Origin of the sequence: Variovorax nitratireducens (assembly GCF_051216545.1) — a bacterium.
Classification (GTDB): domain Bacteria; phylum Pseudomonadota; class Gammaproteobacteria; order Burkholderiales; family Burkholderiaceae_C; genus Variovorax.
In genome coordinates this window covers 458,167-480,657 of record NZ_JBPJZO010000002.1, presented here as the reverse complement: position 1 = coordinate 480,657, position 22,491 = coordinate 458,167, and the positions used below count along the sequence as shown (strand labels likewise).

The following is a 22,491-nucleotide window of genomic DNA, read 5'->3' as shown; positions in this document are numbered from 1 at the left end:
TCCCAGGATTCCTCGAATGCGCCGACTTGCCAAGCCTCAAGACATCGAGGCCGTGTTCTCAATCTATGCGCACGAGAAGGTGGTGCCCTTCCTCACCTACGAGCCCATGTTGCTCGACGAGTTCGAAGGCATCTACGGGGAGCTCGTCAACAGCGGCTGCTTCTACGTATGGGAAGTGGACGGCTCAATAGCCGGCTTCTACAAGGCAACCCGGTACCCAGGTCGGGTGCGCCATGTTGCCTTGCTTGGAACCCTTGCGGTAGACCCGCGACGCCACGGGCAAGGGGTGGGGCACGCCATGCTCACCGATGCGATCGAGCGGCTGAAGGCCGACGGCGTCAGGCGCATCGAGCTGTACGCCGAGAGCGACAACACGCAAGCACTGCGCTTCTATGGAAAGCTCGGGTTCGTACACGAAGGCACCCTGCGCGATTTCTACAAGCGGGCCGGCGAGCCACACTACGTAGACGAGTACGTGCTGGGGCTGCTGGTCGCATGAACTTCGGAAGGCAGGCCTCTCGACCGCGACCTTGCTTTGCCTGCACCTGAGGCCTAGCGGGCAAATTCCTGATATCAGGGATTGCCAACCGCTTCGAGGCGGCGTATGTTGGCTGCTGAGAAGGAGCGATCCATGCCTTCACCAGCGAGCTTCTTACAAAGAGACAACCGCGGCACGCCCTCTAGCTCATTGAGCTACGCCGACGCGATGGCACCGCCATCGGATGTCGAGCTGTGCGAGCGCGCCGTGTTGGCGATCTGGCACAGTCTGGACGAGCACGATCTCGTGGACGAGCGGGTAAGAGCCGACCTGGCAAGCGTCCTTGAGCCGTTGACCGCTCTGGACTTGGGAGATCGCCTGCAACGGTTGCTCGACACGCTCAGGTTGCCCGACCCGATCGATGCGGTTCACCTGTATTGGCTCACGCGCCGGCTCCTGACTTTTGTCCCCGAACTGCAAGCCGTTGCCGCCAGGTCGGGCGGCAATGGGCTTCCGCCCTTCGCCTGACGCGATCTCGTTGCTAGGTGACGATTTCGACGTCGGCAGCAGGGCAGAGGCGTCGACTGGATACCTTGTACTTACTGCCCCGTCGCATTTCGTGCAATGTGTAGCCGGTGGCTGACACGGCCAAGCGCCATGTCACTCGAAACTCGCTGCCATGTCCCAGTATCTCGTCGTCGTCATCGTGTGCCTCGCTGCAGCGCTCGCGCTGATTCTGGCCTTGCCGGCCGACGCGGTTTCGGCGAATTGGGAATGGCCAGCGACGACCGTGTCTCCAAGGTAGAGCCCGCCAGCAGATCGGCGTCGATGCGCACCGCTACGAGAACCTGGATCGCGGCCTTGCTCTTTCTGATTGCAATGGTTTCGCCAGCGCAGGCGCAGACCACCCCGCAGGTGGTCGATATTCCCACCCGGCCCGGGGTGACGCAGCGAATGCTCGTGCTGTCACCTCCGAAGACCAAGGCGGCCGTGATCCTCTTTGCGGGCGGGCACGGGGGCTTGCAGATCTTTCCCAACGGTTCTTTCAATTGGGGCGCCGGAAACTTCCTCGTTCGCACGCGGCAATTGTTTGCAGACCAGGGGCTCATGGTTGCGATCATCGATGCCCCGTCCGATCGGCAGAGTCCGCCCTACCTCGGCGGCTTCCGTCAGACGCCCGAGCATGCGGCCGACGTCAAAGCGGCCATTGCATGGATGCGGGAGCAATCCAAGGCGCCCGTCTGGCTTGTGGGCACCAGCCGCGGTACGCAGTCCGCGGCATACGTTGCCACCGAGCTTTCCGGCCGGGAAGGGCCGGACGGCATCGTTTTGAGCTCGACCATTCTTGTTGACGAACGCAGCCGACCCGTGCCGGCAATGCCGCTGGACAAGATCCGGATCCCCGTTCTCGTCGTGCATCACGAGCAGGATGGCTGCGCGCTCTGCGCGTTTGCCGAGGTGCCCGCACTAATGGCGAAGCTGTCCAACTCGCCGAGGAAGGAATTGTTGGCCTTCAATGGCGGAGACAACAAAGGCGCCCCCTGCGAGGCCATGGCATTCCACGGCTTCAATGGGCTTGAACGCGAAGTTGTCCAGCAGATTGCTGCCTGGACTCTCACCAAATAAAACGAGGAATCGACATGGGACTCGCAGGGTTTCGCCGCGCGCTCGCGGTGTTGGGCAGTGGCTTGATCCTCGCGGCGATGTCCGCCTGTGGTGGCGGCGGCGGAGGTGGGGGCGGCGGAGGCGGCATCGCGATAGTGCCGCTGACCGGCAGCGCGCCTGCTGCCCAGCCTGCGCCCTCGCCGAGCGGTCGTGTGGTGACGGAGACCGTCCGGGCAAAAGCAACCGGCATCTCCTATGTGGTCGAGATCTTCATCCCCGCTGCCTATGACAGCAGCACCGATGCGTTTCCCTCCATCTACGCACTCGACGGAGATGCAACCAACGGGCTGCCCAACACGCGGTTCGGCAACCTCCAGAACATTTTGCTGAAGCGCGGCACCAAGGCCCTGCTCATCGGCATCGGCGGCAGCGCGCGGCGGCAGGAGGACTACAACTTTCCGGGCGCCACTGCGTACCACGACTTCCTCACGAAGGATCTGATTCCATTCATCGAATCGAAGTACCGGATGGATCCGAAGAAGCGGATGCTCACGGGCCTGTCGACCAGCGGCAACCTGGCGGCCACCGCCCTCTTCCTCGAGGCGCCGGACAACCTGGTCTTCTCGTACTTCATTTCCATCGAGGCCGCGTTCTGGCAGCAGAAGGCCCAGAACTTCGAGCTGGAACAAAAGATGTTCGACGCACTGGCCGGAAGGCCGCTTCCCGTCACTTTGATACTGGCGCACTGCGCCAGCAACTGCAATCAAGTAGATGTGAAGGAGATGTACCAGCGAATGGCGGCCCGGGGCTATGTGGGGCTGACGCTCATAGAAACAGAGTTCTCGGCGACCCATGTGGGAACTGACGTTCTGGCGTTCGAAGATGCGATGGTCAGGCTTCTGAACTAGGGATCGGGTGGCACCCGCCGAGCGATGCGATCCACGCAGCGGGGGCTACAGGCCTTTCCCCTTCACAACGAAAATGACGTCGAAAGGTTCTGATGTTGATTTCTTCGATTCTTGGTCTTCTGGGTATAGCAGTGGGAACGCTCATGTGGGTCATGGTTTTTCTTCTGGCCAAAGGCGGCGGGCCGTTCGGCCCTGCAGGCTTTGCTACATGGCTGCTGTACTTCGGGCCGTTCGCGTTCATCGCGCCTGCAATTTGCAGACTTGCAATCCGGAATGAAGTGGTGTCGGCAATCTGGCTCGCAGCCGTCTCTCCGCTCGTCAGCATCGCATTCAACTTTATGGTTTTCAAGGCCGCGATTGCCTTGATTCCTACCGGGATTAACAAGGATGTACTTTCGTGGACGGTCGTCGCCTTGGCTCTGGTGTTCTGGGCGGTTATCGGGGTGAGGGTGGTCAAGTCAGGCTGGGCGCGGGGCGCCGACAACACGCCGAAGAGGCTGCCTGTGGAGTCGCGAAGACCCGACGAAGACTTGTCGGAGGTCGCCCGGAATCTGCTCGGTGATTGCCCGAACTGCGATCAGTTGCTCCGCCTTTCAGCAACACGGTGCTGGCGATGCGATGCAATGTTGGGCGGCGGCGCGTCTTGGCAGGTCATTGCAAGAACAGAGCTGAACTAGCCACAAGCAGGGGCAGGGTAGCTCAACAAGGTTGTAGGCCTTTCCCCTTCATAACGAAAACGCGCGTGTCAGATAAATCACGGCAGCGTCTTCTCATACCGAAGGAGGATGGTCAGGTGCCTCTGCGCTGGGCATGATGGGTTGTAAACATTTGTCACAGAGACACCCCCACGCCCAATGGCCACCCTGATCCCCGCATTGAGCACCTGCGTCTCGCGCATGACGACGGGCGAGCGCCGCGTGGCCGAGCGGCTGGAGCAGAAGCTCGATGACGACTACCTGCTTTGGTACGACGTGCCCGTTGGCCCCAAGCAATCGCACCCCGACTTCGTCGTGCTGCACCCGCGCCGCGGTCTGCTGATTCTTGAAGTGAAGGACTGGCGGCTCGACACCATTCGCCAGGCCAGCAAGCAGACCTGGGAGATCATTCCGGGCGGCGTGCCCAAGAGCGTGATCAACCCGAGCGAGCAAGCCCGGCACTACGCGCACCAAGTGGTCGACGCGCTATGCAAAGACAAGCAACTCGTGCAGGCCGAAGGCAAGTGGCAGGGCATGCTGACCTTTCCATGGAGCTACGGCGTGGTGTTCACGCACATCACGCGCAAGCAGTTCGATGCGGCGGAACTGCGCCTGGCCATCGAGCCGCATCGCGGGATCTGCTCCGACGAGATGACGGAGGGCGTCGATGCGGAAGAACTGCAAAGCCGCTTGTGGGGCATGTTCCCGATGCTGATGCGCGGCGTGCTGTCGCTGCCGCAGATCGACCGCGTGCGCTGGATTCTTTTCCCCGAAGTGCGCGTCAACACGCAGAGCAGTCTGTTCGCGACCGACGAGAAGGATGACGACGCCCTCCCCGACATCATGCGGGTGCTGGACTTGCAGCAGGAGCAACTGGCCCGCAGCCTGGGCGATGGCCATCGTGTGATCCATGGCGTGGCCGGCTCCGGCAAGACCATGATCCTTGGCTACCGCGCCGAGTACCTGGCCAAGGCCGCGGACAGCAAGCCGATCCTTGTGCTTTGCTACAACGAGCCGCTGGCCGTGAAGCTCGCGTCCGTCATGGAAGCCAAGGGCTTGACCGAACGCGTGCATGTGCGCAACTTTCACAAGTGGTGCCGGCAGCAGCTCGTGGCGTTCGGCCAAACCATTCCGGCACAAGGCCCGCGCATGTTCGACGAGATGGTCGACAACGTGATCCGCGGCGTCGACCGCAAGCAGATTCCGTCCGGCCAATACCAGGCTATCCTGATCGACGAAGGCCACGACTTTCAGCCCGAGTGGCTGAAGCTCGTCGCGCAAATGGTCGATCCCGAGACCAATAGCCTGCTGCTGCTGTACGACGACGCGCAGAGCATCTACGAACGACAACGCACCAAGCAATCAGCTTCAAGAGCGTCGGCATCCAGGCGCAGGGGCGCACAACGGTGCTGAAGATCAACTACCGCAATACGAAGCAGATCCTACAGACGGCGAGCCTGATTGCAGCCGACCTGTTGACCGCCGAGGACAAGGATGACGACGGCATCCCGCTGCTGCACCCGATCAGTTGCGGGCGGGACGGGCATGCACCGTTGGTGATCCGACTGCCCAGCCTGCGGGACGAGGCGATCAAGGTCGCGGAGCTACTGAGTGCGGCGCATCAGGAAGGTCATGCGTGGGGCGATATGGCTGTGATCTGCAGGCATTACGCGGTGATGGAGGAATGTGCGAGCGCCTTGAAGCAACGAAAGCTGCCACATCAAGTCCGGAAAGGCTCCGGAAGCTTCAACCCGAGCGCGGACACCATCAAGGTTCTAACGATGCATGCAAGCAAGGGCCTTGAGTTTCCAGTTGTGGCGCTTCCAGGCATCGGGCAAATGCCATCGACCAATGAGGATGAAATTGAAGAAGCGCGCTTGTTTTATGTCGCTGCCACTCGGGCGACGCATCGATTGGTAATGACGATGAGCGGCGAAGCAGGGTTCGCCAAACGACTCGGCCTCAACGTCCCCTGAATTTGCCGTTTCGTCACCCCCCCGCAACTCGCAGAAAACTTGCCGACTCAAGCAACCCGCTTGAGATCGACCTTCCCTCCGCGACTACTTGAAAGAAATTCATGAAACTCCTAAGCGTAAGACTCCATGGCTTCCGTGGTGTTCTAGAACAGGAGATTCAATTTCGCCCATACAGCCTGCTAGTTGGCCCAAACAACGCGGGAAAGAGCACCTTCATTGACGCGATTCGCGCCTTCTACGAGAAAGACGGCTTCAAGTTCAAGCCGAACAGCGACCTCCCTTTCATGAAGGCCGAGGATGACGAGTCGTGGATCGAGTTGAGCTTTCAGTTGTCTGATATCGAGCACGAGTCACTTGCTGCGATCTACCAAACCGCCGGCAAGACACTGCGCGTGAGGAAGTTTTTCCAGACCGCCACTAAGGGCGCTGACGGGAAGAGTTCCGCAGGCTCGATCTACGGATATCAAGCCGACGGAGCGCTTTCAAATGAGCCGTTCTATGGCGCGAAGAATGTCCAAAGTGGGAAGTTCGGTGACCTGATCTACATACCGGCGGTAAGCAAAGTCGATGAGCACACAAAACTGACGGGGCCCTCAGCACTACGGGATTTGCTAACCGACGTCATGACGGACGTAGTTCAAGACGGCGACTCTTACGAGCAATTTTCCAAAGGCGTCGAAGTCTTTGCTTCAACCATCTTGAAAGAGAAGACCAAGGACGAGAGATCGCTTGAGGGTTTCCAAAACGCTTTTAACAGTCTATTGGAACCGTGGCAGACGAAGTTCTCGCTGCGCTTTGCACCACCGTCTGCAGCGGACATCGTTAAGCAGATGGTGAACTGGGAGCTGCTCGACACCTTTCACGGCAAGCCGCAAGGTGTTGACTATTATGGCTCCGGCTTTCAACGTCACTTCATCTACTCATTGATCCAGCTCGGAGCTCAGTACGCTGGAAAAAAGATCACCAAGAAAGCGAAGGATTTTTCCCCCTCACTAACGCTGATCCTTTTCGAGGAACCCGAAGCTTTCCTGCACCCGCCGCAGCAGGATATCTTGGCGAGAAGCTTGATGGACATCGGAAAGAAGGACAACTGGCAGGTCGTCTGCACCACACATTCGTCTCACTTTGTGAGTCGAAACGCCAGTTCGATCCCCGCGATAACTCGCGTCCTACGTACCCACGGATGCGTCAACGCCTTTCAGATCGGCGATGCGCAGTGGGCTGAGATCATCGATGCCAATCAGGCCATTCAAGTCATTGCGGCGAAATATCCAAAGATGAAGAAGAAGCTCTCGCAGGACGATGTTCAGCCGGAGATGGAAGCAGCGAAGCACTTTCTTTGGCTAAACGCGGATCGCTCGGGACTGTTCTTCGCCAATCATGTCCTGTTGGTCGAGGGACCAACCGAAGTTGCCCTCATCAACAAGCTAGTCGACGAGGGAATGATAAAAGGCGCTGATTGCGGGCTACATGTCATGGACTGCCTGGGCAAATACAACATCCACAGATTCATGAACCTGTTCATCTGTCTTGGCATCAGTCATTCGGTCATTCATGACGATGACAAAGACCAGAATGAGCACGCCGACCTCAACCAACTTATTGGCGATTCGCGGCATCCGACGCTCACTTGTTCGATCCAAACCGTCGACAAAGACATAGAAACGCTGTTGGCTATTCCTCCAGCGGGTTCTCCGCATAGAAAGCCGCAACATGTTCTGTTCCATCACGCTACGGGCAAGATCGACGCCGGGAGGATGGCTGCGTTCTGCGCGTTGGTGGAGAACAGCTTTCCGAAGGTAGTGGCACCACCGCTGCTTGGTGTTGCCGTGCCCGACGGACTCCTCATGGCTGGATAGCTGCTGGTAGGGCAGCTTGGCGAGTTCGTCCAGTAGAACGTGCGAGTGCTTTGCCCGAGCTCTGGGCTTGCTATGACAATCGGCCTCCTTGCTTTTGTTCGCTTTTAAGCCTCGCCCATGAAACGCCTCCTCCTCCAATCCACCCTAGCCCTCCTCGCCACCGCCTGCCTCGCCCCTCTGGCAGCCCAAGCGCAGCCCACCGCCGTGCTGCGCGTCTCCGCCATCCCCGACGAAGCCCCCACCGAACTGCAGCGCAAGTTCAAGCCGCTGGGTGACTACCTGGCGCAGGCCACGGGCATGCAGGTGCAGTTCACGCCCGTTACCGACTACGCGGCGGTGGTCGAGGGGCTGGCCACCAACAAGATCGATCTGGCCTGGCTGGGCGGCTTCACCTTTGTGCAGGCCAAGCTGCGCACCGACGGCAAGGCGGTGCCTATCGTGCAGCGCGCAGAAGACGAGGTGTTCACCAGCAAGTTCATCGTGCCGACCGAGAGCAAGGCGAAGACGCTGGCCGACTTGAAGGGCGGCACCTTTGCGTTCGGCTCGCCATCGTCCACCTCGGGCAGCCTGATGCCGCGCTACTTCCTCATGCAGGACGCGGCCAAGATCAACCCCGAGCGCGATTTCAAGACGGTGGCGTACTCGGGCGCGCATGACGCCACGGTCGCATTCGTGGCGGCCGGCCGCGCCGATGCAGGCGTGCTCAACGCGTCGGTGTGGGAGAAGCTGGTCGAGGCCAACAACCCCAACGCGGCCAAGGTGCGCGTGCTGGCGACCACGCCCACCTACTACGACTACAACTGGACGGTGCGACCGGGCCTCGACGCGGCCACGACGAAGAAGCTGGCCGACGCGTTCCTCGCGCTCGACGCAGCCAACCCGCAGCACAAGGAGATCCTGGCGCTGCAGCGGGCCTCGAAGTTCATCCCGACCAAGGCGTCGAACTACGACGGCATCGAGGCGGCGGGCCGCTCGGCCGGGCTCATCAAGTAACCCGCAGGAAGGCGACGCGACCTTGACGCTCTCGCTGCAAGGCGTGGTGCTGCGCTACCACGCCAATGGCTTCACCGCCATTGCCGATGCCACGCTGCAGGTGGGGCAGGGCGAGCGCGTGGCCGTTATCGGGCCTTCGGGCGCGGGCAAGACGAGCTTGCTGCGCATCGCGGGTACGTCGGTGCGCGCGAGCGAGGGGCGCGTGGCCGTGCTGGGGCAACAGCCGTGGGCGCTGCCGGCGTCGGCGCTGAAGGCGCTGCGGGCGCGCATTGGCGTGGTGCACCAGGCGCCGCCGATTCCGCCGCGGCTGCGCGTGGTCACTGCCGTGCTCGCGGGCAAGCTGGGCGCGTGGTCGGCGCTGCGGGCGATGAAGTCGCTGCTGGTGCCGGCCGATGCGGCAGGCGCGCAGGCGGCGCTCGCGCGGCTGGGCCTGGGCGACCGCGTGTGGGAGCGCTGCGACCGGCTCTCCGGCGGACAACTGCAGCGCGTGGGCATCGCGCGCGTGCTGTACCAGGAACCCGACCTGATGCTGGCCGACGAGCCGGTGTCTGCGCTGGATCCGACGCTGGCCGACGCCACCTTGCGCGAGCTGGTGGCGCAGAGCGAGGCGACCGGCGCGACGCTGGTGGCCTCGCTGCATGCGGTCGACCTGGCGCTCAAGTGGTTCGGCCGCATCGTCGGCATGCGCGAAGGGCGCATCGTGTTCGACATGGCGGCTGCCGACGTAACCCCCACGATGCTGCAAGACCTGTATGCGGCCGAAGGCGGCGTCGTTCCCGTGCATGGCGTCGACGCAATCGCTGGCGCGGGCGAGGGCACCGCCGACAGCCGGGCTTCGGCGCTGATGTGCCGTTGAGCTTGCGGTGACCGCCACCACAGCCACGCTTCTTCGCGACCCGGCCGCACGGGGCCGCCTCACGGCGCTGCTGGTGGCGGCCGTGGTGCTGTGGCCAATGCTGGTCATCACCGACTTCAGGCCGCTCGCGCTGTTCGATGGCAACAGCCTGCGCGTAATGGGCGGTTTCCTGGCGGGCTTTCTGCCGCCCTCGATGGCGCCGGATTTTCTGGCGCTGCTGCTCAAGGCCACGCTCGAAACGCTGGCGATGGCCACGGCCGGCATTGCGCTGGCACTGGTGATCGGCGTGCCGCTCGGGGTGCTGGTGGCGCAGTCGCTTTCCATCTCGCGCATCGGGCCCGGGTCGGGGCGCTGGCGCGGGCAGGCGGTGCGCACCGCGGCGCGCGGCCTGATGACGACCCTGCGCGCCATTCCCGAAGTGGTGTGGGCGCTGGTGCTGGTGCGCGCGCTGGGCCTGGGGCCGGCCGCGGGCGTGCTGGCGCTGGCCATCACCTACGGCGGCATGCTCGGCAAGGTGTATGCCGAGATCCTTGAATCGGGCGACACGCGGCCGGCGCGCGCACTGCTCGAAGCCGGCAGCGGCCGCATCGCCGCGCTCTGCTATGGGCTACTGCCCGGCGCGGCGCAGGAGCTGGCCTCGTACACGGTCTACCGCTGGGAGTGCGCGGTGCGCGCGTCGGTGGTGATGGGCTTCGTGGGTGCGGGTGGGCTCGGGCAGCTGATGGATCAGTCGATGAAGATGCTCAACGGCGGCGAGGCGAGCAGCATCCTCATCGTGTTCCTGTTGCTGGTGCTGATGGCCGACGCGCTCAGTGCCACCCTGCGCAAGGTGCTGCAATGAGGCTCACCCCCAGTCTTCGCGCACTTCGTGTCGCTTCGCCAACCCCCTCGCCGGGGGCAACACCGGCGGCCCGGCAAAGCCGGTTCCGCGGTGTTTCTGGCATGGCCCTGATACCTCTTCTCACAGCGCTAGGTTTGATGCTCGCCGTGGTCGCCAGCTTCGCGTACCTCGCCATCGACGTGCGCGGGCTGTTCTCGGGCGAGTCGCTGCGCGCCATGGCGAAGTTCGTGGCCGAGTTCTTTCCGCCGGATCTTTCGCCGGCGTTCCTGGCCAGGACGGGGTGGGGCGCGTTGCAGACGCTGGCGATCTCGGCGCTGGGCACCTTGCTCGCGGTGCTGGGCGGCGCATTGCTCGCGCTGCCGGCCTCGGGCCGCTTCGGCGGCGCGGCGAAGCAGGGCGCGCGCTTTTGCCTGAACGTGCTGCGCAGCGTGCCCGAGCTGGTGTGGGCTGCGCTGATGGTGCTGGCCGCGGGCCTGGGCCCGTTCGCGGGCGTGCTGGCGCTGGCGCTGCACACCACGGGCGTGTTCGGCCGTCTCTTCGGCGAGGCGCTGGAAAACGCGCCGGCCCTGCCCGAGCGCGCGCTGCGCGAAGCCGGCAGTGGCGCCACGGCCGCCTTTGCCTACGGCAGCCTGCCGCTGGTGGCGCCGCAGTGGCTGGCCTACACGCTCTACCGCTGGGAGATGAACATCCGCATGGCCGCCGTGCTGGGCTTCGTGGGCGCGGGCGGACTGGGGCAGATGCTGTACTTCCACCTTTCGCTGTTCCAGCAGGCGCAGGCGGCGACGGTGATCCTTGCGATGTTCGCGATGGTGGTGGCGGTCGACAGCGCCAGCGGGCGGCTGCGCCGCGGATTGGCGCCGGCCTACGCCTGAGGCGCGTCGAACGCGAGCACCGCATCGGCCACGGCGGCGATGCCCGCGTCCGACAAATCGTCGGCTTCCACCACACGCCGCTGCGCCCAGGTGCTGAAGTGCCGCTCCTGCGAGCGCGCGTAGTGCGGGTCGTAGTGCAGGCGCATCAGCTCGTCGAACAGCGGTGGCAGCTCACCCGCGCGGGCCCAGGCTTGCCAGCGGCCTACGGTTTCCTTGCCCTGCATTTCCTTCAGCAGGCCGAGCTGCGTGGCGAGCGCCTCGCGGTTGTCGCCGAGGTAGGCGTAGTCGCGCAGCAGGTAGGCCAGCCGCGCCTCGGGCGTGGCCTGCACCTCGATGCAGGCGCTCGCGCGCATGCGCGCAACCAGCGGAATCGGCAGCGCGATGCGCCCGATGCGCGCGCTCTCGCCTTCGACGTACACGGTGCGCGAGAGGTCGAAGGGTTCCAGCACGGTGGCGATCTGCGTCTCGAAAGCTTTCTGCGAGGGCTGCGGCACGCCAGGCAGGGCGCCGAGCAGCGAGCCCTTGTGCTTTGCCAGGTCTTCGAGGTCGAGCACCTGCGCGCCGCGCGCCGACAGCGCCTGCAGCACGCGGGTCTTGGCACTGCCGGTGGCGCCGCATATCACCTGCAGCTGCAAGCGCGGAACGCATTCGGCGAGCTGGTCCAGCACATGGTGCCGAAAGCTCTTGTAGCCGCCGGCAAGCTGCTGCGCGTCCCAGCCGACCAGGCGCAGCCAAGTGACCATCGAGCCGCTGCGCAGCCCGCCGCGCCAGCAGTACACGAGCGGCTTCCAGGTGTGAGGCTTGTCCGCGAAGCGCTCGTTCAGGTGCCGCGCCAGGTTGGCCGCGACCATCGCACCGCCCACGCGGCGCGCCTCGAACGCACCTTGCTGCTTGTAGAGCGTGCCCACGATGCGGCGCTCGTCGTCGTCGAGCACCGGGCAGTTGATGGCGCCGGGGATGTGGTCGAGCGCGAACTCGGCCGGCGAGCGCGCGTCGATCAGCACGTCGAACGCATGACGATCCGCGACGCGCACGGGGCCGCGCTGGGTCATGGGTTTATTCTTCCGGGCATCATGGAACCGATCGCTCTCACACGTTTTTCACACGGCGGCGGTTGCGGCTGCAAGATTGCCCCCGGCTTGCTGGCGGAGATTCTGGCACGCGCACCGCAAGGCCTGGTGCCGCCGGAGCTGCTGGTCGGCACCGAGACCAGCGACGATGCCGCCGTCTACCGCCTCAACGCCACGCAGGCACTGGTCGCCACCACCGACTTCTTCACGCCGATCGTCGACGACCCGTACGACTTCGGCCGCATCGCGGCAACCAACGCACTGTCGGACATCTACGCGATGGGCGGCACGCCGATCATGGCGCTGGCGCTCGTGGGCATGCCGATCGACAAGCTGCCGACTGAGGTGATCGGCCGCGTGCTCGAAGGCGGCGCCAGCATCTGTCGCGAGGCCGGCATTCCGATCGCGGGCGGCCACAGCATCGACGTGCTGGAGCCGATCTACGGGCTGGTCGGGCTCGGCCTGGTGCACCCCGACAAGGTGCGCCGCAACTCGGCGGCCGAAGCAGGCGACGTGCTGGTGCTGGGCAAGCCGCTGGGCGTGGGCATTCTCTCGGCGGCGCTGAAGAAGGGGCTGCTCGATGCGGCCGGCTATGCCGAGATGATTCGCCACACCACGCAACTGAACCGCGTCGGCATCGAACTCGCCGCGCTCGACGGCCTGCATGCGATGACCGACGTGACCGGCTTCGGGCTGGCCGGCCATCTGCTCGAGATCTGCAAGGGCTCGGGCCTGCGCGGCGATGTGTCGCTCGACACGCTGCCGCTGATCGCAAGCGCGGTGCCCTTTGCGCAGCAGGGCATCGTGACCGGCGCCTCGGGCCGCAACTGGGCCGGCTACGGCGGGCAGATCGAATGGCCCGGCGCCGGATCCGACTGGCAACGCGCGCTGGTGGCCGACCCGCAGACCAGCGGCGGCCTGCTGGTGAGCTGCCGGCCCGACGCCGTGCCGGCCGTGCTGGCCGCCTTCCGCGATGCGGGTTTTGCGCAGGCGGGCGAGGTCGGCGCGCTGCGCGCGTTGGCCGCTGGCGAGGCCGCCGGCGTGTCGTTCCTCGCTTAGGCCAGCACGGCGCCCGTCAGTCGCGCCCGGCCTCGATCACCGCGCGCGCCAGCCGCTCCGGGTTGGAAAACCACATCTCGTGGCTGCCGGGGCATTCGACCAGCCGGAACAGCCCGAGCCGCTCGGACAACCGCGGGTGCCAGGGCAGGCTGTGCGGCAAGGCCGTGTCCTGCTGGCAGTTGACGTACGACTTGCCGATCGCCAGTTCGGCCAGCGGGCGCTGCAGCACGACCCCGTCGGTGAAGGTGCGGTACGGGTGCGGGTTCAGGATGGCGTAGGCCGAGGTGGCGAGCGCCAGGTCGGCGTCGTTGATGAAGGCCTCGCGCCAGATCTCGAAGGGCAGCACGACGGCGCCGCCGTTCGCGGCCGACATCGCCTCGAACATCCCAACGTAATGCGGCGGCACCATGTCGTTCAGGCACTCGCCGGGCAGTGGCACGAAGGCGTTGACGTACACCAGCCGCCGCAGCCGCGGCAGCACGCGCTCTGCCACGCCCGAGATCACCATGCCGCCGTAGCTGTGCCCGACCAGCCGAACCTCGTGCAGGTCGTTCGCCTCGAGGTAGTCGGCCACCGAGGCCACGGCATCGGCGAGCCCGGTGCTGGCGCGGTCGTCGCCGGGCCGGTTGCCGGTCAGCGTGGGGCAATGCACCACGTGGCCGGCGTTGCGGATGTGTTGTGCGACTGCCTCGAGTTCGGCACCGGTGTGCCAGGCGCCGTGGATCAGGACATAGGTGTCGGCCATTCGGAGTCTCCTGTTGTTGGAATGGCCGCACTCTAGGACGGCGCGGCGGCGCCGGATGGCCGCTGCGTGCCAGCGCGATGGCCGATTCGCGCCGGCCGCGCCTTTTGGTTGCTCAGCGCCTGCGGCGCAGCTCGCCGGGCGTCGCGCCGAACTGCCGGCGGCACTGGCGGATGAAGTGCGAGGCATCGGCCAGGCCGACGCGGCGGCCAATTTCGGCCACGGTCAGCCGGTCGAAACGCGCGTCGTCCAGCAGCCGCCGCGCCACCGCCATGCGGCAATCGACCAGGCATTGTCCGAACGTGGCGCCGCCCCGGGCCAGGCAGCGGTGCAGCGTGCGCTCGGACACGCCCAGGTCGGCGGCGATGGCGCCGGCGGTGAGCCCCGGCTCGGCATGGCGCTGCTGCAGCCGTTCACGCACGCGGCGCGCCAGCGCCTGCAGCCCCGGTGCCGAGGCGGCCTCGCCCGTCTCGCCTGCCGCAGCACTGCCAGTCGCGAGCGCCAGCAGGGCGCCGAGCTGGTCGGCCATGAGCGCGCCCGGCAGCGGCGACGCTGCGGCCACCTCAGGGGACAGTTGGTGCATGAAGCTGCTGAGGGTGAGGCCCCAGCCCGACTGGCCATCGATGCGCCGGCCCAGCTGCGCCGTCGGCTGCGGCAGCCAGGCCTCGAGCCAGGCCGGCGGCAGCTCGATCGACAGCGTGTTGGCCGTCAGCGGAAAGTGGAATTCATAGCAGAAGCGCGAGTCCACCAGCAGCATGTCGCCGGGCAGCAGCCGCGCTTCGCGGCCGTTCTGCGCTGCATGCCATGGGACGTCGGCCTTGCGCAGCAGGTAGTAGAAATTGTCGCGGCTCTGCGCCACTGCGCGCGGGGTGCGGTAGACGTCCTGGGCGCTGCCGCTCACCCGGTTCACGACCAGCGGGCCGAGCGGCGCGGCCTCAAGGCTGGCGCGAAAGCCCGGGTCGAGCCGCGCGCTGACGTCCATTTCGAGGAAGCCCTCGCAGATCGCGCCGATCCAGTAGTCGAGCCGCTGCGCCGGCGGCACGGCATCGGTCGCCCAGCGGGCGATGGCGGTGGGCGCGGGGCCCGGCGGCGTGTGGGTACTTTCCAAAGGACACCTCGTTTCACGGGAACGGCGCACTGCGGGAGAATCGTGCCATGCAAATCGTCAAAGACACCGTCGTCACCCTCCGCTACAAAGTTGCCGATGCACGGGGCAAGCTCATCGAAGAGAGCAAAGACCCGATGGTCTACCTGCACGGCGGCTATGGCAACACGCTGCCCAAGATCGAGGCCGCGCTCGACGGGCGCATGCCCGGCTACCAGGTCACGCTCGAACTCAAGCCGCAGGACGGCTTTGGCGAGCGCGACGAATCGCTCACCCGCACCATCCCCAAGTCGGAGTTCCCGCCGGGCGTGAAGGTCGGTGGCTCGCTTGAAGGCCGCAACGACCGCGGCGAGCCGCAGGTCTTCACGGTGATGAAGATCAAGGGCGACAAGGTGCTGCTCGACGGCAACCATCCGCTGGCCGGCATGGAGCTGCGCTTCAGCCTCAAGGTGACCGAGGTGCGCGCCGCGTCGGAAGAAGAGATCGCGCACCGGCATGTGCATGGCGCGCACGGGCACCACCATTGAACCAGCGGGCACACTCGTCACCATGACCACCACCGACCCCAAACTTTCCGCCCGCGCCACCGACATGAAGAAGATGGTGCTGTGCGAGCCCTGCACCGGCATCCAGCGCAACTGGCGCCGCGCGCCGGGCCATGCCGAGCTGGTCCAGCTTTCGAGCCGCAAGGAAGAGCGCAGCGACGGCGACAGCGGCGGCCACAGCGTCAACGTGACCAGCTATCGCTGCGACCGCTGCGGCACCCGTTGGGAATACGAAAACGACAAGACCAACCAGCAGGCGGGCTGGTCGGTCGTAGGGCACTAGCTGTTGAGCTTCAGCCCGGACTCATGGGCGTGATAGGGCTCAGAGTCGGCTGGTGATCTCAGCGTCCCGGGCCACCGCCGCCCCCGCCGCCACCTGGGCCACCGCCACCCCCGCCGGGGCCGCCACCGCCGGGGCCACCGCCACCCCCACCACCGCCGGGCCCGCCGCCGCCAGGGCCGCCGCCACCACCGCCGGGGCCACCACCGCCGGGGCCGCCGCCGCCAGGGCCGCCGCCACCCGCGCCGCCGCCGGGGCCGCCGCCGCCTGGGCCGCCGCCACCCGCGCCGCCGCCGGAGCCGCCACCGCCTGCACCGCCGCCACCCGCGCCGCCGCCGGGGCCGCCACCGCCTGGGCCGCCGCCACCCGCGCCACCACCGGGGCCGCCACCGGGGCCGCCACCGCCTGCACCGCCGCCACCTGCGCCGCCGCCGGGGCCGCCACCGCCTGGGCCGCCGCCACCCGCGCCACCACCGGCGCCTGGGCCACCGCCGCCTGCGCCTGCGCCACCGCCACCTGCCCCGGCGCCTCCTGCACCAGCGCCGCCGGCACCGGCACTACCACCAGCCGCTGCGCCCCCGGGCCCGCCCGCAGCTGCACCTGCACCTGCACCACCTCCCGCCGCGGCGGCACCTGCTCCGGTGCTTCCACTGGCGCTGCTCGCACCGCCATTGCTCGCTACGGCAACGCTGGAGACGGCGCCGCTGCCACCTGCCTCGCTATACAACAACGCTTCTTTTCCGGGGCGTGTTGCTGTCGGCCGCGTGGGGGCGGGTGAGATTAATTCCGCCGGGGGAACCGCCGCAAGAAAGGGTGCCTGCATCCGCGGTGCACTGGGCCCCGAGGGTGCGGGTGCGATTGTTGCCGGCGGGGCAATCGCCGCCAGAGTGGGCGCCTGAACCCGCGGCGCAGTGACCACAGGCACCGACCGTTCCCTGTACTCATTCCTGTACTCGTTGTTTTGCACCGGGGCCCGCACGCGCGGGCTGGTGGCCGCAACCAAGGGTTTGGACGTCTTCGTCGGGGCCGGCAGCGGTGCCGCCGTCGGCTCCGTTTGCTCCGTTTGCTCTTTCTGCAGCGGCGGTTCGGGCGAGGCGTCGGACGACGCTGGAGCCGTGCTCCGAGGCTCCCGGGAAGGCGTGCCGAAGATGACCACCACGGCATCCGACGGCGCGGGGTCGCCGGCAGTCTTGAGTGCCGCCTCAATGGGTGGGCTTGCCTCCTGAGGGGCCTTGGCCACCGAGGGCCTGGCGTCTGGCACTGGGGTGAGGGCCGCGCGCGAAGGCTGAACCGGCAGCTGATTGGGCTCGCGAACAAGGAATGCGTAGGCCAATCCGAGGCCGAGCACCATCAAGCCCAGGGGCGCCACCATGGGCATCCAGCTTCGTTCAGGAGGAATGGCTGTAACGCTGGGGGCACGTGGGGTGTCCCTGCCTTGTTGCCAGGTACTGAAGCTTTTGATTCTTTCCAGCTCCGACGGGCCACTTGGCGCAAAGCCGGGAAGCTGGCCGGCGCAGCCGGAACAGAACATCGCGTTGCCGCGGTTACGCGCTCCGCATGTCGCGCACTCGACCGGCATTTTGATAACGCCGTCGCTCTGTCGCAGCACGGAGGCGCTCATATGCAACTCCGCGCCCAGGGGCAGAGGTTTTCGCGAGCGTCGCGGGGTCCGCTGAAGGCCGGCATTGCCATGGCTTTCCTCATGATGTGCGCATGTGAAAATTTCCCATGCAGAAGAAAGTATTCGTTTGGCCCACCGATCCATCTGTAAGACGGAATCGCCTCCTCTTGTCATGGCAAAGAGAGGCCTGCGGATGCCCTCGCGCGGTGGGGCCCGCGCCGCACGGGTCAGAAGCGCAGCGCGTCCACCCGGTTGAGCACTGCCCGCACCACGCTCCAGGCCGTGAGGGCCGAGGTCTTGGGGTTGTCGGGCGAGGGCAGGTTGTGTGCGCTGAACGCGAGCTTGCCGAAGGCGCCCGCGGCGGCGATGTGGTGCACGTTGCAGTCCGCGCCAGGGTCGGCGATCAGCGTCACGCGCGTCCGGTCGAAACCGACGCCGGCCAGCGCCACGGTGGCGGCCACGTTGGCATTCTTGGGAAACTGCAGCGCCGCCTGGCGCGCGCTGCCTTCGAACACCACGGTAGGTGCGGTGAGCAGGTCGAGCGGCCATTCGGCCTCGGCCGGCGTGCCCGACCAGGCTTGTGGCGGCTTGCGGCCGGTGTAGTGCACGCTGTCGAGTCCGCCCACGGCGGCGGCGGCCAGCGCATCAATGGCACCGATGGCTCCGCTCATCAGTTGCGCCGAGGTGCCACCCTGTTCGGCCGCGGCGCGCACCTCGTCGGCCACCTGCGGAACGGCCAGCGCGCCGACCGAACAGATGAAGCACGGGATGCCTCGCTGCAGCGCCGGCACTACGTGCTCCGTCACGGCGCGGCTGCCGGCCATTTCGATCACGAGGTCGCAGGCGTCCCAAGGCACAGCCGCGACCACGGGCACGCCGTGCCAACCCGGGGCCACGCCGGGCTCCGGCGCGCTCGCCGCGGCGGCGGCACGCACCACTGCCACGATGCGCACCACATCGCGGTGCGCGGCCAGCCTGCCAAGGACTTCGGCCGCAATCGCGCCGGCACCGATGAATGTCACGCGCAACAAGGAGAACTTTCGGGTGATGGGGTGGGCCATTCTGCCCACACCCGCACCCCACCCAGCGCGCGACGCTGCTAGAGCCCGTGCACGATGGCGGCACCGCCCGTTGTCTCTGGAACAAACAATGTCGCCTCGCCCACGCGATCGAATCGGTATTCGCGGTCGGAAATGCGCACCACCGGCATGTTCGTCCAGATCACCACCTCGCGCCCGCCCGCCACCGGCCGGCTGCGGGTTACCCTGAAGACCGACGGGATCACGATGGCAAAGTTAAGGGCCTCCGAGGCCTGCATCGGGGCATTGCCGGGCTCCGCCAGCGCCGGCGACACCGGCAGCAACATCAACAGCCCCTGCAGCAGGGGGGCTGCGGCCATCCATCCGCCTTTGCGCATCGCGAGAGAAACTTGCTTTCGATCCACAGCCAGGCCGCTTGTCAATTGCGGTGCTGCGGCGTTGCTCAGTGCCAGCCGGTGGCGCCGTGCGACTCCACCTCCTTGCGGCACGCCTCGAGATCCTGCTGGGTGCGCGCCAGTGCGAGGGCCGCGCCGGGTTCATGACGCGCCAGCGCATCGAGCTGCAGGGCGTAGAGCTTGGTGAGCTCCTGCCAATGGCAAAAAGACGAACTCATTCCCGGGTATTCGGAAGTCATGTTGGTTCCCTGCGTGCAACACCTGCTCGCTGCATCAAACGGTTGCGCGGGCTGACTGTCGTCGGCATGTGGCAATGCCGTGCGCGGGTGTAAGGGAATGCGCTGGACTGACGGGTAAGGGTGCACGGTGGTTCTCCTGTGTTCCTTGTGCTCCCATTGGAGGCCCCGCCATCCCGCCCGGTAACTAGCATTAGTGATAGGTCGCAGCGTCGCGGTGCGCAGCACCGTGGAGTAGTGCCGGATGACATGGTTTTGTTTCGCGCTGGACACCGGCGCATCGCGGCACGAAGCTTGCGGCTTTGTCCGGCGCTCATGAATCCGTCCACTGCCACTTTCGACACCGCCCGTTTGCTCGCAACGCTCGACCGCCTCGCGCCCTGGATGACCGACACGCTGGGCGCGTTCGTGGCCGCGCGCAGCCCTTCGGGCGCAGAGCAGCCGGCCGCCGCGTTTCTGGAGCAGGCGCTGCAGGAACTCGGCCTACCCGCCGAGCGCATCGTGCTTGACAGCAGCCTGCTCGAAGGCCTGCCCATGTTCTCGTGCCCCTGCGACCCCGACAACGGCCGCTACAACCTGTTGGCACGCCATCTGCCGCGCACAGGCGGTGGCCGCTCGGTGCTGTTCAACGGCCACATCGACGTGGTGCCGACCGGGCCCGAAGCGCTGTGGACACAGCCGCCTTACATGCCCTGGGTGGCCGACGGCTGGCTGCACGGCCGGGGCGCTGGCGACATGAAGGGCGGCATCGTCTGCGCGCTGATGGCGTTTCGAGCGCTGCGCGAGATGGGGCTGCAGCCGGCGGGCATCGTGGGCTTCAACGCGGTGCTCGACGAAGAGAACACCGGCAACGGCACGCTGGCCACGCTGCACGCGTTGCAGAACGCGATGGGCAAGGCCCGGCTCACCGACTTCGATGCGGTGATCATTCCCGAGCCCTTTGGCGAAACGCTGATGAGTGCGCAGGTCGGCGTGTGCTGGCTGTTCGTGGAGATCACCGGCAAGCCGGCCCACGTGGCCTACATGCACCAGGGCGTGAATCCGATCGAGGCCGGCATCGCGATCATGGCCGACCTGAAGGGGCTCGAAGCCGAGTGGAACGCGCCCGAGGTGCGGCACCCGGCGTTTCGGGACGTCACGCATCCGATCAACTTCAACTTGGGCCGCATCGAAGGCGGCGAATGGAACTCGTCGGTGCCCTGCACCTGCACGCTGGGGCTGCGCTTCAGCTTTTTCCCCGGCGTCACGGCCGAGGATGCAACGCGCCGGGTGAGCGAGCGCGTCCGTGCGACGGCGGCCCGGCTCAACCCGGCGCTGACAGTCGAGCTGCGCTCGCAGGGCCACTTCTCGCCGGGCTGCGAATACGACCTGGACGCGCCGGCGATGCGGGCGCTCGCCGAAGCCCATCGCGAGGTGACCGGCACGCTGCCCGAACGGCTGGCCTGCACGGCCACCACCGACGGCCGCCACTTCGCCCTGATGACCGACATTCCAGTGACCAACTATGGGCCCATCGCCCGCAACATCCACGGCATCGACGAAGCGGTGTCGCTTGCCAGCATGAAGCGCGTGGCCGCGGCGATGGCGCTGTTCATGGCGGACTGGTGCGGCGTGGAGCCGATCGAAGAAGAAGGCTGATACGGGCTGACATTCGCGGAGTCCGGCGTTTGTTGTATCTGAGCGCTGCGGTTCTGGGGCGGACTCAGGGCGGCCAAGTTCTCCGGCGGGATCGGGGGCGCTGAGGTTCGGGGGTGGGAAGTTCCGGGGCGGGATCAGGGCGGCGGGGCACGCTGCTCCGCGAATGTCCCCCGGCCTGCGGCCTCCTCCTTTATTTCGCTGCGCAGCGTGCCCCACCGCCCTGATCCTGGACGCGATGTGACCGTTTCGCGCTGAACACCACGAGCGTGCCCTGGCCGCTGGTGGTGGGTGGCCCCTGCAGCGAAATAAAGGAGGAGGCCGCAGGCCGGGGGACATTCGCGGAAGGGGCCACCCACCGCCAGCGGCCTACCCCGAAACCTCAGGCACGAAGCGCGGCGAGCACCGTGTCGAGCGTGTCGATCAGCAGGTCGGCGTGCGCCTCGGTGAACACCATCGGCGGGCGGATCTTCAGCGTGTTGGCGTGTTCGCCGGTGGCGCTCAACAGCACGCCACGCTCACGCAGGCCGTTGACGATGCGCACCGTCTGCGCGGTGGCCGGGGTTTTCGCGGCGCGGTTGGTCACGAGTTCGACGCCGGTGAACAGGCCCGCGCCGCGCACGTCGCCGATCAGGGCATGACGCCCGGCCAGTTCGGTGAGGCGGCCGCGCAGGTAATTGCCGACGCGTTGCGCGCTGGCCACCAGGCCTTCGCGCTCGATCACGTCGAGCACCGCCATGCCCGCGGCCATCGAAACCGGATTGCCGCCAAAGGTGTTGAAGTAGCGGCACTCGCGGCCGAACGCGGCAAGCACCTCCGGCTGGACGGCCAGCCCGGCCAGCGGATGGCCGGCGCCGAGCGGCTTGCCCATGGTGACGATGTCGGGCACCGCGCCGTGGCGCTGGAAGCCCCAGAAGCTGTCGCCGCTGCGGCCCAGGCCGGCCTGCACCTCGTCGGCAATGAAGAGGCCGCCGGCCTCGCGCACCGCATCGACCGCCTCGGCCATGAAGCCGGGTGGGTCGGTGAAGATACCGTCGCTGGAGAACACGGAGTCGACCATCAGCGCGGCCGGGCGCATGCCGTGCGCCTTCAGGTCGGCGATGGCTTCGCGCACGCCGCTGGCGAAGAAGGCCCCCATCTGCGCAGGCGCGATGCGGTAGCTGTCGGGCGCGGGGACGGTGCGCACGTTGTCGCCCAACTGCACGAACTTGCCGAGCGAGGGCGACGCCACTGCGATCGCCGAAGTCACGCCGTGGTACGCGAAGCGGGTGACGATGAGGCCATCGGCCCGGGTGTGCGAACGCGCGATGCGCATGGCCAGGTCGTTGGCTTCGCTGCCGGTGCAGGTGAACATCGCATGCGCGAGTTCCACCGGCATCGTCGCCAGCAGCCGCTCGGCATAGTCGAGCACGCCTTCGTGCAGGTAGCGCGTGTGCGTGTTGAGCACACCGGCCTGGCGCGCGATGGCCTCGACCACATGCGGGTGGCAGTGGCCGACCGAGGCGACGTTGTTGTAGGCGTCGAGGTAGCGCGTGCCGTCGGCGTCGTACAGCCACGCGCCCTCGCCGCGCACCGGGTGCAACGGCGTTTCGTAGAACAGGCGGTAGGCCGGGCCGAGCACGCGGGCGCGACGTTCCATCAGGGCCTGGGTGTCTGCGAGGATCTCGGACATGCGAGCTT

General features: G+C 66.4%; 22 protein-coding genes and 1 pseudogene. 15 read left to right on the top strand and 8 right to left on the bottom strand.

Annotated features, from left to right (window positions below; translation table 11 throughout):
* Nucleotides 1-16: 16 nt before the first annotated feature.
* The 11 genes and pseudogenes from ACSFA8_RS07620 (at nt 17) to phnE (ending at nt 11,083) form a co-directional block, all read left to right on the top strand.
* Nucleotides 17-499, top strand: coding sequence for a GNAT family N-acetyltransferase (locus ACSFA8_RS07620; RefSeq protein WP_435478887.1), 483 nt, complete (start codon nt 17-19; stop codon nt 497-499).
* 132 nt (nt 500-631) lie between these two features.
* A complete protein-coding gene (locus ACSFA8_RS07615) occupies nt 632-1,006 on the top strand; it encodes a hypothetical protein (protein ID WP_435478886.1) in 375 nt (124 codons plus the stop codon).
* Nucleotides 1,007-1,252: 246 nt separating this feature from the next.
* A complete protein-coding gene (locus ACSFA8_RS07610) occupies nt 1,253-2,104 on the top strand; it encodes an alpha/beta hydrolase family protein (RefSeq protein ID WP_435478885.1) in 852 nt (283 codons plus the stop codon).
* 14 nt (nt 2,105-2,118) lie between these two features.
* The gene (locus ACSFA8_RS07605) at nt 2,119-2,991 is read left to right on the top strand and encodes an alpha/beta hydrolase (RefSeq protein ID WP_435478884.1); all 873 of its coding nucleotides are present in this window, start codon (nt 2,119-2,121) and stop codon (nt 2,989-2,991) included.
* Between the two features lie 92 nt (nt 2,992-3,083).
* Nucleotides 3,084-3,668, top strand: coding sequence for a hypothetical protein (locus ACSFA8_RS07600; RefSeq protein WP_435478883.1), 585 nt, complete (start codon nt 3,084-3,086; stop codon nt 3,666-3,668).
* Nucleotides 3,669-3,845: 177 nt separating this feature from the next.
* Nucleotides 3,846-5,662: pseudogene (locus ACSFA8_RS07595) on the top strand (DEAD/DEAH box helicase).
* Between the two features lie 101 nt (nt 5,663-5,763).
* Entirely contained in the window at nt 5,764-7,521 is a 1,758-nt protein-coding gene (locus tag ACSFA8_RS07590) for an ATP-dependent nuclease (protein ID WP_435478882.1), read from the top strand.
* Nucleotides 7,522-7,638: 117 nt separating this feature from the next.
* The gene (locus ACSFA8_RS07585) at nt 7,639-8,514 is read left to right on the top strand and encodes a putative selenate ABC transporter substrate-binding protein (RefSeq protein ID WP_435478881.1); all 876 of its coding nucleotides are present in this window, start codon (nt 7,639-7,641) and stop codon (nt 8,512-8,514) included.
* A gap of 22 nt (nt 8,515-8,536) precedes the next feature.
* The gene (locus ACSFA8_RS07580; RefSeq protein ID WP_435478880.1) at nt 8,537-9,370 is read left to right on the top strand and encodes a phosphonate ABC transporter ATP-binding protein; all 834 of its coding nucleotides are present in this window, start codon (nt 8,537-8,539) and stop codon (nt 9,368-9,370) included.
* Nucleotides 9,371-9,377: 7 nt separating this feature from the next.
* A complete protein-coding gene (locus tag ACSFA8_RS07575; protein WP_435478879.1) occupies nt 9,378-10,211 on the top strand; it encodes a PhnE/PtxC family ABC transporter permease in 834 nt (277 codons plus the stop codon).
* A gap of 101 nt (nt 10,212-10,312) precedes the next feature.
* Nucleotides 10,313-11,083 carry a phosphonate ABC transporter, permease protein PhnE gene (gene phnE / locus ACSFA8_RS07570; protein WP_435478878.1) on the top strand — a complete coding sequence of 257 codons (771 nt, stop codon included), beginning with the start codon at nt 10,313-10,315 and terminating at the stop codon, nt 11,081-11,083.
* Here the strand turns inward: phnE and mnmH are convergent.
* Nucleotides 11,074-12,135, bottom strand: coding sequence for a tRNA 2-selenouridine(34) synthase MnmH (gene mnmH, locus ACSFA8_RS07565; RefSeq protein WP_435478877.1), 1,062 nt, complete (start codon nt 12,133-12,135; stop codon nt 11,074-11,076). The two genes, phnE and mnmH, sit on opposite strands and share 10 nt — an antisense overlap.
* A gap of 21 nt (nt 12,136-12,156) precedes the next feature.
* Between mnmH and selD the strand changes: the two genes are divergently transcribed.
* Nucleotides 12,157-13,212, top strand: coding sequence for a selenide, water dikinase SelD (gene selD, locus ACSFA8_RS07560; RefSeq protein WP_435478876.1), 1,056 nt, complete (start codon nt 12,157-12,159; stop codon nt 13,210-13,212).
* A 16-nt stretch (nt 13,213-13,228) separates the two neighbouring features.
* Here the strand turns inward: selD and ACSFA8_RS07555 are convergent, their stop codons facing one another.
* On the bottom strand, nt 13,229-13,957 hold the full coding sequence (locus ACSFA8_RS07555; protein WP_435478875.1) for an alpha/beta hydrolase: 729 nt from the start codon (nt 13,955-13,957) through the stop codon (nt 13,229-13,231).
* Between the two features lie 112 nt (nt 13,958-14,069).
* Nucleotides 14,070-15,062, bottom strand: a complete 993-nt coding sequence (locus tag ACSFA8_RS07550) for a helix-turn-helix domain-containing protein (RefSeq protein ID WP_435478874.1) — start codon at nt 15,060-15,062, stop codon at nt 14,070-14,072.
* A 47-nt stretch (nt 15,063-15,109) separates the two neighbouring features.
* Between ACSFA8_RS07550 and ACSFA8_RS07545 the strand changes: the two genes are divergently transcribed.
* Nucleotides 15,110-15,586, top strand: a complete 477-nt coding sequence (locus ACSFA8_RS07545) for an FKBP-type peptidyl-prolyl cis-trans isomerase (RefSeq protein WP_435478873.1) — start codon at nt 15,110-15,112, stop codon at nt 15,584-15,586.
* 22 nt (nt 15,587-15,608) lie between these two features.
* Nucleotides 15,609-15,887 (top strand): hypothetical protein, encoded by a 279-nt coding sequence (locus ACSFA8_RS07540; protein ID WP_435478872.1) that lies wholly within the window; start codon nt 15,609-15,611, stop codon nt 15,885-15,887.
* Nucleotides 15,888-15,926: 39 nt separating this feature from the next.
* Here the strand turns inward: ACSFA8_RS07540 and ACSFA8_RS07535 are convergent, their stop codons facing one another.
* From ACSFA8_RS07535 to ACSFA8_RS07520, 4 genes are all read right to left on the bottom strand, one after another.
* Nucleotides 15,927-16,535 carry a hypothetical protein gene (locus ACSFA8_RS07535; RefSeq protein WP_435478871.1) on the bottom strand — a complete coding sequence of 203 codons (609 nt, stop codon included), beginning with the start codon at nt 16,533-16,535 and terminating at the stop codon, nt 15,927-15,929.
* A gap of 1,197 nt (nt 16,536-17,732) precedes the next feature.
* The gene (locus tag ACSFA8_RS07530) at nt 17,733-18,536 is read right to left on the bottom strand and encodes an aspartate dehydrogenase (RefSeq protein ID WP_435479209.1); all 804 of its coding nucleotides are present in this window, start codon (nt 18,534-18,536) and stop codon (nt 17,733-17,735) included.
* A 68-nt stretch (nt 18,537-18,604) separates the two neighbouring features.
* Entirely contained in the window at nt 18,605-18,904 is a 300-nt protein-coding gene (locus ACSFA8_RS07525; protein WP_435478870.1) for a hypothetical protein, read from the bottom strand.
* A gap of 83 nt (nt 18,905-18,987) precedes the next feature.
* The gene (locus tag ACSFA8_RS07520) at nt 18,988-19,158 is read right to left on the bottom strand and encodes a hypothetical protein (protein ID WP_435478869.1); all 171 of its coding nucleotides are present in this window, start codon (nt 19,156-19,158) and stop codon (nt 18,988-18,990) included.
* Nucleotides 19,159-19,491: 333 nt separating this feature from the next.
* Here ACSFA8_RS07520 and ACSFA8_RS07515 point away from each other — a divergent pair, with 333 nt between their 5' ends.
* Nucleotides 19,492-20,814: an ArgE/DapE family deacylase gene (locus ACSFA8_RS07515; RefSeq protein ID WP_435478868.1), complete on the top strand. Its 1,323-nt coding sequence runs from the start codon at nt 19,492-19,494 to the stop codon at nt 20,812-20,814.
* 379 nt (nt 20,815-21,193) lie between these two features.
* Here the strand turns inward: ACSFA8_RS07515 and ACSFA8_RS07510 are convergent, their stop codons facing one another.
* A complete protein-coding gene (locus ACSFA8_RS07510; protein WP_435478867.1) occupies nt 21,194-22,483 on the bottom strand; it encodes an aspartate aminotransferase family protein in 1,290 nt (429 codons plus the stop codon).
* Nucleotides 22,484-22,491: the final 8 nt, after the last annotated feature.

Coding starts and splice junctions, on each gene's coding strand:
- ACSFA8_RS07605 (WP_435478884.1), top strand. CDS start 2,119: ATGGGACTCGCAGGGTTTCGCCGCGCGCTCGCGGTGTTGGGCAGTGGC.
- ACSFA8_RS07555 (WP_435478875.1), bottom strand. CDS start 13,957: ATGGCCGACACCTATGTCCTGATCCACGGCGCCTGGCACACCGGTGCC.
- ACSFA8_RS07610 (WP_435478885.1), top strand. CDS start 1,253: ATGGCCAGCGACGACCGTGTCTCCAAGGTAGAGCCCGCCAGCAGATCG.
- mnmH (WP_435478877.1), bottom strand. CDS start 12,135: ATGACCCAGCGCGGCCCCGTGCGCGTCGCGGATCGTCATGCGTTCGAC.
- ACSFA8_RS07525 (WP_435478870.1), bottom strand. CDS start 18,904: ATGGCCGCAGCCCCCCTGCTGCAGGGGCTGTTGATGTTGCTGCCGGTG.
- ACSFA8_RS07590 (WP_435478882.1), top strand. CDS start 5,764: ATGAAACTCCTAAGCGTAAGACTCCATGGCTTCCGTGGTGTTCTAGAA.
- ACSFA8_RS07600 (WP_435478883.1), top strand. CDS start 3,084: ATGTTGATTTCTTCGATTCTTGGTCTTCTGGGTATAGCAGTGGGAACG.
- ACSFA8_RS07520 (WP_435478869.1), bottom strand. CDS start 19,158: ATGAGTTCGTCTTTTTGCCATTGGCAGGAGCTCACCAAGCTCTACGCC.
- ACSFA8_RS07585 (WP_435478881.1), top strand. CDS start 7,639: ATGAAACGCCTCCTCCTCCAATCCACCCTAGCCCTCCTCGCCACCGCC.
- ACSFA8_RS07620 (WP_435478887.1), top strand. CDS start 17: ATGCGCCGACTTGCCAAGCCTCAAGACATCGAGGCCGTGTTCTCAATC.
- ACSFA8_RS07540 (WP_435478872.1), top strand. CDS start 15,609: ATGACCACCACCGACCCCAAACTTTCCGCCCGCGCCACCGACATGAAG.
- ACSFA8_RS07510 (WP_435478867.1), bottom strand. CDS start 22,483: ATGTCCGAGATCCTCGCAGACACCCAGGCCCTGATGGAACGTCGCGCC.
- selD (WP_435478876.1), top strand. CDS start 12,157: ATGGAACCGATCGCTCTCACACGTTTTTCACACGGCGGCGGTTGCGGC.
- ACSFA8_RS07615 (WP_435478886.1), top strand. CDS start 632: ATGCCTTCACCAGCGAGCTTCTTACAAAGAGACAACCGCGGCACGCCC.
- ACSFA8_RS07515 (WP_435478868.1), top strand. CDS start 19,492: ATGAATCCGTCCACTGCCACTTTCGACACCGCCCGTTTGCTCGCAACG.
- ACSFA8_RS07545 (WP_435478873.1), top strand. CDS start 15,110: ATGCAAATCGTCAAAGACACCGTCGTCACCCTCCGCTACAAAGTTGCC.
- phnE (WP_435478878.1), top strand. CDS start 10,313: ATGGCCCTGATACCTCTTCTCACAGCGCTAGGTTTGATGCTCGCCGTG.